This window comes from Thalassospira sp. Z349TD_5, assembly GCF_056173045.1.
In genome coordinates, this window is the sequence record NZ_CM149654.1 from 3,469,929 (window position 1) to 3,483,928 (window position 14,000).

2 protein-coding genes are annotated in these 14,000 nt (G+C 55.2%); both read left to right on the top strand.

The window, feature by feature from the left end; genetic code table 11:
• Positions 1–58 precede the first annotated feature (58 nt).
• Entirely contained in the window at positions 59–5,632 is a 5,574-nt protein-coding gene (locus AC0VXT_RS16045; RefSeq protein WP_475546217.1) for a beta strand repeat-containing protein, read from the top strand.
• Complete coding sequence (locus AC0VXT_RS16050; protein WP_475546218.1) at positions 5,565–13,958, top strand: beta strand repeat-containing protein; 8,394 nt, start codon at positions 5,565–5,567, stop codon at positions 13,956–13,958. The genes AC0VXT_RS16045 and AC0VXT_RS16050 overlap by 68 nt, the downstream gene beginning before the upstream one ends.
• Positions 13,959–14,000: the final 42 nt, after the last annotated feature.

Here is a 14,000-nt window from a genome sequence, read left to right on the forward strand (position 1 = left end):
GCTTCCTATATTCAGGAGCAGGATATAATTTTTTTGATCAGGACAGGGACGCGTCGCTATGGCCTATACCCCCGAACAAGTACAGTTTCTGGTTCCCAAACTTTCAACTGGAAATAGTCCTTTTTCCCTTGCGCTGATGCGACAGCAATCTGCCTTGGCCAGCGTCCATACCGGCGATCGTGATCCCTATGATCCATTTAGCCCAAACATTGATCAATCCGGCTCGAACCAGCCCTTTTCTGATATCGAGCTGACCTCGAACGATTTTCAGAACCAGCTTGGATCAGGAAACAACTTTCTTGGTTCATATGAAGGCGACACCGATTCCATCTCATTTTTGGCTAATCCGGGCAGCAATGGATCTACGACTTCTGAAGCAGCAGGTCAGCCCGTGAATGAAGGTGCTCCAAGCGCAGAACAGTTTTTTGCTCCTGAGTCCCCATCTGCGACCGGAAACAACAACTTCAATCCTGCTGGCTCTTCCGCCCCCAACCGCTCAATTGGCGGCGGCGGTGGCAGTGCATCAAGCAGTGCCGAAGGTTCTTCAACCTCATCTATTTCAGAAACCCAAGCCGATACTCCTACCCTGTCAGTATCAGCATCTACATCCGGCACCGAAGACAGCGCCATTGCGATTGATATCGATGCAGACCTCACTGATGCTGGGGAAGTGCTGTCTGTGACCATTTCCAATATTCCTAAAGGCGCAACCCTCTTGGCGGGAACGGTTAACCCGGACGGCACCGTCACCCTCACCGCTGACGAACTTGACGGCCTGACCATCACGCCACCAGAAAATTACAGTGGATCGTTCGATCTTGGCATAACGGCAACTTCAACCGATGGCGAAACCTCTGCGTCAGTTTCCGACACGATCTCGGTCTCAGTTGAAGGCGAAGCAGACGCACCAACTCTCAATGTCGCCGATACATCCGGCACCGAAGACGGCGCAATTGCGCTTGATATTGACGCAGGCCTCACCGATGCCGGTGAAGTGCTTTCCGTCACCATCAGCAATATCCCAGAGGGAGCAACCCTCTCGGCGGGAACGGTTAACCCGGACGGCACCGTCACCCTGACTGCTGACGAACTTGATGGCCTGACCATCACACCGCCAGCTGACTTCAGCGGATCGTTCGACCTCGGTGTCACCGCAACCTCTACCGATGGTACCGACTCAGAATTTGTCTCTGACACCCTGACCGTTGATGTCACCGGAGTTTCCGACGGTGCAATTCTTAATGTGTCTGATGCCAGCGGTTTGGAAGACAGTGCTATCGCACTTGATATCGACACTGCCCTGCTTGATGACAGTGAAAGCCTCCAAATCACCATAACCGGCATACCTGATGGGGCAATATTATCGACCGGTACTGACAATGGTGACGGAACATGGTCTGTGACACCTGATCAACTCGAAGGACTGACCATTACCCCGCCAGCGGATTACAGTGGATCGTTTGATCTCGGTGTCACCGCAACCTCCACCGATGGCACCGATACCGCCACCACCAGCGATACGCTCAATGTGTCTGTTGAAGGCGAAGCTGACGCCCCAACCATCGCTGTGGCCGACGCAACTGGCACCGAAGACGGCGCCATTGCACTCGACATCGATGCAGGCCTCACCGATACCGGTGAAGTGCTTTCCGTCACCATCAGCAATATTCCCGAGGGTGCAACCCTCTCGGCAGGTACCATCAATCCAGACGGCACTGTCACTCTAACCGCCGACGAGCTTGATGGTCTGACCATCAAGCCACCAGCCGATTACAGCGGATCGTTTGACCTCGGTGTCACCGCAACATCAACCGATGGCACCGATACAGCTTCGGTCTCTGACACCATCTCGGTCTCCGTTGAAGGCGAAGCCGATGCACCAACCCTTGATGTCGCCGATGCATTCGGCACCGAAGATGGCGCCATTGCACTCGACATCGATGCAGGCCTCACCGATACCGGTGAAGTGCTTTCCGTCACCATCAGCAATATTCCCGAGGGTGCAACCCTCTCGGCAGGTACCATCAATCCAGACGGCACTGTCACTCTAACCGCCGACGAGCTTGATGGTCTGACCATCAAGCCACCAGCCGATTACAGCGGATCGTTTGACCTCGGTGTCACCGCAACATCAACCGATGGCACCGATACAGCTTCGGTCTCTGACACCATCTCGGTCTCCGTTGAAGGCGAAGCTGACGCACCAACCCTCAATGTGGCGGACGCTACTGGCACCGAAGATGGCGCCATTGCACTCGACATCGATGCAGGCCTCACCGATACCGGTGAAGTGCTTTCCGTCACCATCAGCAATATTCCCGAGGGTGCAACCCTCTTGGCAGGTACCATCAATCCAGACGGCACTGTCACTCTAACCGCCGACGAGCTTGATGGTCTGACCATCAAGCCACCAGCCGATTACAGCGGATCGTTTGACCTTGGTGTCACCGCAACATCAACCGATGGCACCGATACAGCTTCGGTCTCTGACACCATCTCGGTCTCCGTTGAAGGCGAAGCCGATGCACCAACCCTCAATGTGGCGGACGCTACCGGCACCGAAGATGGTGCGATTGCTCTCGACATCGATGCAGGCCTCACCGATGCAGTCGAAGTCCTGTCGGTGACTGTTTCGAACATTCCAGACGGCGCAACCCTCTCGGCAGGTACCGTCAATCCGGATGGCACCGTCACCCTCACCGCTGACGAACTTGACGGTCTGACCATCACACCGCCAGCAGATTACAGCGGGTCATTTGATCTTGGTGTCACCGCAACATCAACCGATGGCACCGATACAGCTTCGGTCTCTGACACCATCTCGGTCTCCGTCGAAGGCGAAGCTGACGCACCAACCCTCAATGTGGCGGACGCTACTGGCACCGAAGATGGCGCCATTGCTCTCGACATCGATGCAGGTCTCACCGACAGCGGTGAAGTTCTGTCTGTGACTGTTTCGAACATTCCAGACGGCGCAACCCTTTCGGCAGGTACCGTCAATCCGGATGGCACCGTCACCCTCACCGCTGACGAGCTCGACGGTCTGACCATCACCCCGCCAGCGGATTACAGCGGGTCATTCGATCTTGGCATAACGGCAACTTCAACCGATGGCGAAACCTCTGCGTCAGTTTCCGACACGATCTCGGTCTCAGTTGAAGGCGAAGCTGACGCCCCGACCCTCAATGTGGCGGACGCTACCGGCACCGAAGATGGTGCGATTGCTCTCGACATCGATGCAGGCCTCACCGATGCAGTCGAAGTCCTGTCGGTGACTGTTTCGAACATTCCAGACGGCGCAACCCTCTCGGCAGGTACCATCAATCCAGACGGCACTGTCACTCTAACCGCCGACGAGCTTGATGGTCTGACCATCAAGCCACCAGCCGATTACAGCGGATCGTTTGACCTCGGTGTCACCGCAACATCAACCGATGGCACCGATACAGCTTCGGTCTCTGACACCATCTCGGTCTCCGTTGAAGGCGAAGCTGACGCACCAACCCTCAATGTGGCGGACGCTACTGGCACCGAAGATGGCGCCATTGCACTCGACATCGATGCAGGCCTCACCGATACCGGTGAAGTGCTTTCCGTCACCATCAGCAATATTCCCGAGGGTGCAACCCTCTCGGCAGGTACCATCAATCCAGACGGCACTGTCACTCTCACCGCTGACGAGCTTGATGGCCTGACCATCACACCGCCAGCTGACTTCAGCGGATCATTCGATCTTGGCGTTACGGCAACCTCCACTGATGGAGTCGACACTGATTCTGTGTCTGATACCCTGACTGTGGATGTTACCGGTGTTTCCGACGGTGCAATTCTTAATGTGTCTGATGCCAGCGGTTTGGAAGACAGTGCTATCGCACTTGATATCGATACAGCCCTGCTTGATGACAGTGAAAGCCTCCAAATCACCATAACCGGCGTACCTGATGGGGCAATATTGTCGATCGGCACTGACAATGGTGACGGAACATGGTCTCTAACACCTGATCAACTCGAAGGACTGACCATTACGCCGCCAACTAATTTCAGCGGTGAAATTGGTTTGACCGTTCTGGTCTCGTCAGTTGACGGGAATGATACTGCCGTCGTGATGGAAGAACTTACTGTTGATGTTGCAGCAGTAGCAGATGCACCAACCCTTGATGTAGCCGATGCATTCGGCACCGAAGATGGCGCCATTGCACTCGACATCGATGCAGGCCTCACCGATAGCGGCGAGGTCCTGTCTGTGACTGTTTCGAACATTCCAGACGGCGCAACCCTCTCGGCAGGTACCGTCAATCCGGATGGCACTGTAACTCTCACCGCTGACGAGCTTGATGGCCTGACCATCACACCTCCGGCTGACTATAGCGGATCGTTTGACCTCGGTGTCACCGCAACCTCGACCGATGGGATCGATACCGCCACCACCAGCGATACGCTCAATGTGTCTGTCGAAGGCGAAGCCGATGCACCAACCCTCAATGTGGCGGACGCTACCGGCACCGAAGATGGTGCGATTGCTCTCGACATCGATGCAGGTCTCACCGACAGCGGTGAAGTTCTGTCTGTGACTGTTTCGAACATTCCAGACGGCGCAACCCTTTCGGCAGGTACCGTCAATCCGGATGGCACCGTCACCCTCACCGCTGACGAGCTCGACGGTCTGACCATCACCCCGCCAGCGGATTACAGCGGGTCATTCGATCTTGGCATAACGGCAACTTCAACCGATGGCGAAACCTCTGCGTCAGTTTCCGACACGATCTCGGTCTCAGTTGAAGGCGAAGCTGACGCCCCGACCCTCAATGTGGCGGACGCTACCGGCACCGAAGATGGTGCGATTGCTCTCGACATCGATGCAGGCCTCACCGATGCAGTCGAAGTCCTGTCGGTGACTGTTTCGAACATTCCAGACGGCGCAACCCTCTCGGCAGGTACCATCAATCCAGACGGCACTGTCACTCTAACCGCCGACGAGCTTGATGGTCTGACCATCAAGCCACCAGCCGATTACAGCGGATCGTTTGACCTCGGTGTCACCGCAACATCAACCGATGGCACCGATACAGCTTCGGTCTCTGACACCATCTCGGTCTCCGTTGAAGGCGAAGCTGACGCACCAACCCTCAATGTGGCGGACGCTACTGGCACCGAAGATGGCGCCATTGCACTCGACATCGATGCAGGCCTCACCGATACCGGTGAAGTGCTTTCCGTCACCATCAGCAATATTCCCGAGGGTGCAACCCTCTCGGCAGGTACCATCAATCCAGACGGCACTGTCACTCTAACCGCCGACGAGCTTGATGGTCTGACCATCAAGCCACCAGCCGATTACAGCGGATCGTTTGACCTCGGTGTCACCGCAACATCAACCGATGGCACCGATACAGCTTCGGTCTCTGACACCATCTCGGTCTCCGTTGAAGGCGAAGCTGACGCACCAACCCTCAATGTGGCGGACGCTACTGGCACCGAAGATGGCGCCATTGCACTCGACATCGATGCAGGCCTCACCGATACCGGTGAAGTGCTTTCCGTCACCATCAGCAATATTCCCGAGGGTGCAACCCTCTTCGGCAGGTACCATCAATCCAGACGGCACTGTCACTCTAACCGCCGACGAGCTTGATGGTCTGACCATCAAGCCACCAGCCGATTACAGCGGATCGTTTGACCTCGGTGTCACCGCAACATCAACCGATGGCACCGATACAGCTTCGGTCTCTGACACCATCTCGGTCTCCGTTGAAGGCGAAGCTGACGCACCAACCCTCAATGTGGCGGACGCTACTGGCACCGAAGATGGCGCCATTGCACTCGACATCGATGCAGGCCTCACCGATACCGGTGAAGTGCTTTCCGTCACCATCAGCAATATTCCCGAGGGTGCAACCCTCTCGGCAGGTACCATCAATCCAGACGGCACTGTCACTCTCACCGCTGACGAGCTTGATGGCCTGACCATCACACCGCCAGCTGACTTCAGCGGATCATTCGATCTTGGCGTTACGGCAACCTCCACTGATGGAGTTGACACTGATTCTGTGTCTGATACCCTGACTGTGGATGTTACCGGTGTTTCCGACGGTGCAATTCTTAATGTGTCTGATGCCAGCGGTTTGGAAGACAGTGCTATCGCACTTGATATCGATACAGCCCTGCTTGATGACAGTGAAAGCCTCCAAATCACCATAACCGGCGTACCTGATGGGGCAATATTGTCGATCGGCACTGACAATGGTGACGGAACATGGTCTCTAACACCTGATCAACTCGAAGGACTGACCATTACGCCGCCAACTAATTTCAGCGGTGAAATTGGTTTGACCGTTCTGGTCTCGTCAGTTGACGGGAATGATACTGCCGTCGTGATGGAAGAACTTACTGTTGATGTTGCAGCAGTAGCAGATGCACCAACCCTTGATGTAGCCGATGCATTCGGCACCGAAGATGGCGCCATTGCACTCGACATCGATGCAGGCCTCACCGATAGCGGCGAGGTCCTGTCTGTGACTGTTTCGAACATTCCAGACGGCGCAACCCTCTCGGCAGGTACCGTCAATCCGGATGGCACTGTAACTCTCACCGCTGACGAGCTTGATGGCCTGACCATCACACCTCCGGCTGACTATAGCGGATCGTTTGACCTCGGTGTCACCGCAACCTCGACCGATGGGATCGATACCGCCACCACCAGCGATACGCTCAATGTGTCTGTCGAAGGCGAAGCCGATGCACCAACCCTCAATGTGGCGGACGCTACCGGCACCGAAGATGGTGCGATTGCTCTCGACATCGATGCAGGTCTCACCGACAGCGGTGAAGTTCTGTCTGTGACTGTTTCGAACATTCCAGACGGCGCAACCCTTTCGGCAGGTACCGTCAATCCGGATGGCACCGTCACCCTCACCGCTGACGAGCTCGACGGTCTGACCATCACCCCGCCAGCGGATTACAGCGGGTCATTCGATCTTGGCATAACGGCAACTTCAACCGATGGCGAAACCTCTGCGTCAGTTTCCGACACGATCTCGGTCTCAGTTGAAGGCGAAGCTGACGCCCCGACCCTCAATGTGGCGGACGCTACCGGCACCGAAGATGGTGCGATTGCTCTCGACATCGATGCAGGCCTCACCGATGCAGTCGAAGTCCTGTCGGTGACTGTTTCGAACATTCCAGACGGCGCAACCCTCTCGGCAGGTACCATCAATCCAGACGGCACTGTCACTCTAACCGCCGACGAGCTTGATGGTCTGACCATCAAGCCACCAGCCGATTACAGCGGATCGTTTGACCTCGGTGTCACCGCAACATCAACCGATGGCACCGATACAGCTTCGGTCTCTGACACCATCTCGGTCTCCGTTGAAGGCGAAGCTGACGCACCAACCCTCAATGTGGCGGACGCTACTGGCACCGAAGATGGCGCCATTGCACTCGACATCGATGCAGGCCTCACCGATACCGGTGAAGTGCTTTCCGTCACCATCAGCAATATTCCCGAGGGTGCAACCCTCTCGGCAGGTACCATCAATCCAGACGGCACTGTCACTCTAACCGCCGACGAGCTTGATGGTCTGACCATCAAGCCACCAGCCGATTACAGCGGATCGTTTGACCTCGGTGTCACCGCAACATCAACCGATGGCACCGATACAGCTTCGGTCTCTGACACCATCTCGGTCTCCGTTGAAGGCGAAGCCGATGCACCAACCCTCAATGTGGCGGACGCTACCGGCACCGAAGATGGTGCGATTGCTCTCGACATCGATGCAGGCCTCACCGATACCGGTGAAGTGCTTTCCGTCACCATCAGCAATATTCCCGAGGGTGCAACCCTCTCGGCAGGTACCATCAATCCAGACGGCACTGTCACTCTAACCGCCGACGAGCTTGATGGTCTGACCATCAAGCCACCAGCCGATTACAGCGGATCGTTTGACCTCGGTGTCACCGCAACATCAACCGATGGCACCGATACAGCTTCGGTCTCTGACACCATCTCGGTCTCCGTTGAAGGCGAAGCCGATGCACCAACCCTCAATGTGGCGGACGCTACCGGCACCGAAGATGGTGCGATTGCTCTCGACATCGATGCAGGCCTCACCGATACCGGTGAAGTGCTTTCCGTCACCATCAGCAATATTCCCGAGGGTGCAACCCTCTCGGCAGGTACCATCAATCCAGACGGCACTGTCACTCTCACCGCTGACGAGCTTGATGGCCTGACCATCACACCGCCAGCTGACTTCAGCGGATCATTCGATCTTGGCGTTACGGCAACCTCCACTGATGGAGTCAACACTGATTCTGTGTCTGATACCCTGACTGTGGATGTTACCGGTGTTTCCGACGGTGCAATTCTTAATGTGTCTGATGCCAGCGGTTTGGAAGACAGTGCTATCGCACTTGATATCGATACAGCCCTGCTTGATGACAGTGAAAGCCTCCAAATCACCATAACCGGCGTACCTGATGGGGCAATATTGTCGATCGGCACTGACAATGGTGACGGAACATGGTCTCTAACACCTGATCAACTCGAAGGACTGACCATTACGCCGCCAACTAATTTCAGCGGTGAAATTGGTTTGACCGTTCTGGTCTCGTCAGTTGACGGGAATGATACTGCCGTCGTGATGGAAGAACTTACTGTTGATGTTGCAGCAGTAGCAGATGCTCCAACCCTTGATGTCGCCGATGCATTCGGCACCGAAGATGGCGCCATTGCACTCGACATCGATGCAGGCCTCACCGATACCGGTGAAGTGCTTTCCGTCACCATCAGCAATATTCCCGAGGGTGCAACCCTCTCGGCAGGTACCATCAATCCAGACGGCACTGTCACTCTAACCGCCGACGAGCTTGATGGTCTGACCATCAAGCCACCAGCCGATTACAGCGGATCGTTTGACCTCGGTGTCACCGCAACATCAACCGATGGCACCGATACAGCTTCGGTCTCTGACACCATCTCGGTCTCCGTTGAAGGCGAAGCCGATGCACCAACCCTTGATGTCGCCGATGCATTCGGCACCGAAGATGGCGCCATTGCACTCGACATCGATGCAGGCCTCACCGATACCGGTGAAGTGCTTTCCGTCACCATCAGCAATATTCCCGAGGGTGCAACCCTCTCGGCAGGTACCATCAATCCAGACGGCACTGTCACTCTAACCGCCGACGAGCTTGATGGTCTGACCATCAAGCCACCAGCCGATTACAGCGGATCGTTTGACCTCGGTGTCACCGCAACATCAACCGATGGCACCGATACAGCTTCGGTCTCTGACACCATCTCGGTCTCCGTTGAAGGCGAAGCCGATGCACCAACCCTTGATGTCGCCGATGCATTCGGCACCGAAGATGGCGCCATTGCACTCGACATCGATGCAGGCCTCACCGATAGCGGCGAGGTCCTGTCTGTGACTGTTTCGAACATTCCAGACGGCGCAACCCTCTCGGCAGGTACCGTCAATCCGGATGGCACTGTAACTCTCACCGCTGACGAGCTTGATGGCCTGACCATCACACCTCCGGCTGACTATAGCGGATCGTTTGACCTCGGTGTCACCGCAACCTCGACCGATGGGATCGATACCGCCACCACCAGCGATACGCTCAATGTGTCTGTCGAAGGCGAAGCCGATGCACCAACCCTCAATGTGGCGGACGCTACTGGCACCGAAGATGGTGCGATTGCTCTCGACATCGATGCAGGTCTCACCGACAGCGGTGAAGTTCTGTCTGTGACTGTTTCGAACATTCCAGACGGCGCAACCCTTTCGGCAGGTACCGTCAATCCGGATGGCACCGTCACCCTCACCGCTGACGAGCTCGACGGTCTGACCATCACCCCGCCAGCGGATTACAGCGGGTCATTCGATCTTGGCATAACGGCAACTTCAACCGATGGCGAAACCTCTGCGTCAGTTTCCGACACGATCTCGGTCTCAGTTGAAGGCGAAGCTGACGCCCCGACCCTCAATGTGGCGGACGCTACCGGCACCGAAGATGGTGCGATTGCTCTCGACATCGATGCAGGCCTCACCGATGCAGTCGAAGTCCTGTCGGTGACTGTTTCGAACATTCCAGACGGCGCAACCCTCTCGGCAGGTACCATCAATCCAGACGGCACTGTCACTCTAACCGCCGACGAGCTTGATGGTCTGACCATCAAGCCACCAGCCGATTACAGCGGATCGTTTGACCTCGGTGTCACCGCAACATCAACCGATGGCACCGATACAGCTTCGGTCTCTGACACCATCTCGGTCTCCGTTGAAGGCGAAGCTGACGCACCAACCCTCAATGTGGCGGACGCTACTGGCACCGAAGATGGCGCCATTGCACTCGACATCGATGCAGGCCTCACCGATACCGGTGAAGTGCTTTCCGTCACCATCAGCAATATTCCCGAGGGTGCAACCCTCTCGGCAGGTACCATCAATCCGGATGGCACTGTCACCCTGACTGCTGATGAGCTCGATGGTCTGACCATCACACCACCGACTGACTTCAGTGGGTCGTTTGATCTTGGCGTCACTGCAACCTCCACCGATGGCGCAGACACATCTGCGGTCAGCGATACCGTTTCGCTTCAGGTCAATCCAATTGCAGACGCTCCGACCTTGAGCGTTTCGATTGGAGAAGGCACCGCAACAGGGACAGACAGTAGCACTGGTCAAAATGATTTTGTCGATGATGGTGGTTTTAACCATCAAGGTACGGATGGAAACGAGACCTATGTCATCGACCGTGACCTGAACATGAATGAAAACTTTGATCTGCGTGGCGGGGATGATGACGTTGTCCTGAATGGAGACACCAACCAGGGCAATAACATCCGCTTGGGCGATGGCAATGACAGCCTGACGATCAACGGTGACATCGGTCAGTCTTCCGCACTTGATGGTGGTTCTGGTGACGATATTCTATATCTAGGAAAGCCATCCACATCCTATTCATTGCAGAATTTCACGGCCAACCAAGGCGTCATCAATACCCAGATCATTGATCTTGATACCGGACAAATGTTGACTGTAAACCAAATCGAAGCAATTTCGTTTGGTGATGGCGTTGTCGTTGGGAATGCTGATTTGGTGCAGTCTTCGGAAACCGGTGGCATAGCTTATCCGGTTACTATCGATGCAGCACTTACGGATGCCGATGGTTCTGAAACTCTCAGCATCAATGTCACCGGATTGCCTGAAAATGCGACCTTGTCGGCGGGCACCCTAAACCCAGATAGCAGCTGGACGCTTGAGCCAGCCGAACTGGACGGCTTGACCCTGACCACACCATCTGATTTCCGGGGCAGTATTGACCTTACTGTTACCGCCACCGCAACGGATGGAACAGACACCCAATCTGTATCCACAACGCAAAGCATCACCGTTGAAGATCAGGCCGATGCGCCAACTCTTGAAGTTGCAGCACCAACCGGTGCAGAAGACACAGCCATTGCCCTCGACATCAATGCCGCCCTGAGCGATGCAAGTGAAGTTCTGTCAATCACTGTTTCCAACATCCCCGAAGGAGCTACCCTTTCGGCGGGTACGGTTAATCCGGACGGCACCGTCACCCTAACCGCCGACGAGCTTAATGGTCTTACGATTACACCACCAGCCGACTATAGCGGTTCGTTTAATCTTGATATCTCGGCAACCTCGACCGATGGCAGCGATACGGCCTCTGTGTTTGAAACACTCAACATCAATGTTGCTGGTGTTGCCGACACGCCAATCCTGAACTTGACCGATATCAGTGCCAATGGTTACGACCCGATCAGGCTCGATATCGATGCCGGGTTGAGCGACAGCAGTGAAATTCTTTCTGTTACGATCAGCAACATCCCTGATGGGGCAACATTCAACAATGGCACAGTCAATGCCGATGGTACCGTAACCCTTACTGCTGACCAACTTGATGGCCTGACGATTACGCCACCAGACAACTGTAATGTCGATAGTTGCCAATTAACCATAACCGCAACCGCTACAGATGGTAGTGACACGACGTCGGTAACCGGCACTTTGAATGTCGATATCGTCAACACCCCGGGCTATATCGTGTATGGCACTTGGTGGTCTGATCGTATCGAGATGGGTGACGGTGGTGATCTAATTTACGCCTATAGCGGAGATGATACGGTTTTGGCTGGCGGCGGCGACGATACGATTTACGGTGATAGCGGCCACGATGTCATCGAAGGACAGTCTGGTGATGACACCCTGATTGGTGGGTCTGGTGCGGACACACTTGATGGCGGTGACGGCACCGATATCCTTGCAGGCGGCAGTTGGAATGACAGCCTAACCGGAACCGGCGCAGACCGCCTTTACGGCGAAAGTGAAAATGACGAACTTAACTATACTGTTGATCTGACCTCCGACGGGGTCGGTGTGGTTGATGGCGGGTGGCATTATGATGTTCTCAAACTGCATCTGACATCCGACCAGCTCAACAGCGATGGCGTTCGTGATGCCCTTCAGGCCCTGCAAAGTCATGTTGATTCTGGTTCGTCTGAAAGCATTACGCTTGATGCGTTGCGCCTGACGATCGACGATATCGAAACTGTTGAAATTTATCTTGATGGTGAGATTGTCGCAATTGATGCATTGCCAGTACCTGCGCCAAGCCTGAATGTCGGACTTCCGGGAATAGTTTTGGAGGATGCAGCAACCCCGCTAACCATTGATGTTGGCGTCTTGGCACCTGATCAGTTGCTTGAAGTAACCATCGAAGGTCTGACTTCGGATCAGACGCTGAGTGCCGGAGTTCTCAATCCGGATGGCTCATGGACCCTGACCGGGGATGAACTTGCCGGGCTAACCATTACGGCACTGGAACCGGGAAGTGGTGTCTTACAGGTCACTGCCACGGTCAATGACCCAATCACCGGCACAAGCAACAGCAGCCTTGCCGAGATCAATCTTGAAGTCCTTAATGTTGCGGATGCGCCAACCTTGAACCTTGCCCTGCCGGGCATTGTTCTGGAAAACAATGCCACCCCGTTGACCATTGATGTTGGTGTGCTGGCACCCGGTGAAGTGCTTGAAGTCACAATCGAAGGTCTGACTTCGGATCAGACGCTGAGTGCCGGGGTTCTTAACCCGGATGGCTCATGGACCCTGACCGGGGATGAACTTGCCGGGCTAACCATTACGGCCCTGGAACCGGGAAGTGGTGTCTTACAGGTCACTGCCACGGTCAATGACCCAATCACCGGCACAAGCAACAGCAGCCTTGCCGAGATCAATCTTGAGGTTCTCAATGTTGCAGATGCGCCACTCCTGAACCTTGGTCTTCCGGGCCTTGTGGTTGAGGACAGTGCATCACCGCTCACCATTGATGTTGGTGTGTTGGCGCCCGGCGAGTTGCTTGAAGTAACGGTAGAAGGTCTGACTTCAGATCAGTCCCTCAGTGCGGGAGAACTCAACCCTGATGGCTCATGGAGCCTGACCGGGGATGATCTTGCCGGGCTCACCATCACAGCACTGGAGCCGGGAAGCAGCACGCTGCAAGTCACAGCCACCGTAAGTGACCCGATCACCGGGACAAGCAACAGCAGCCTTGCCGAGATTAACCTTGAGGTCCTTAATGTTGCAGATGCCCCGACCATTGATATTGAGATTCCGTCCATTGCACTCGAAGACAGCCCTACTCCCCTGACAATCACTGTCGGCGATCTGGCTTTGACAGAAGAGCTTTCGGTCACCATTGACGGCGTCGATAACGGTGCCACATTGAACTCAGGGACATTAAACCCAGATGGCAGCTACAGTCTTGAGCTTGCCGACCTTGTCGGCTTGACGATTACACCTGAAACCGCGGATGATCTTCATCTTACGGTAACGGCATCCGTGAACGACAGTTCCACGGCAACAAATGCAGAAGCATCCGCCACGATTGACATTGATGTTGTATCCAACCCGATAGATCCATTGATCTAATCAGCCCGGCAGGAGAAAGAGTACTGTGGCACGAACAACAGG

What these genes read in the sequence shown, in the direction of transcription:
- AC0VXT_RS16045 (WP_475546217.1), top strand. Translation starts at nt 59, where the DNA reads ATGGCCTATACCCCCGAACAAGTACAGTTTCTGGTTCCCAAACTTTCA.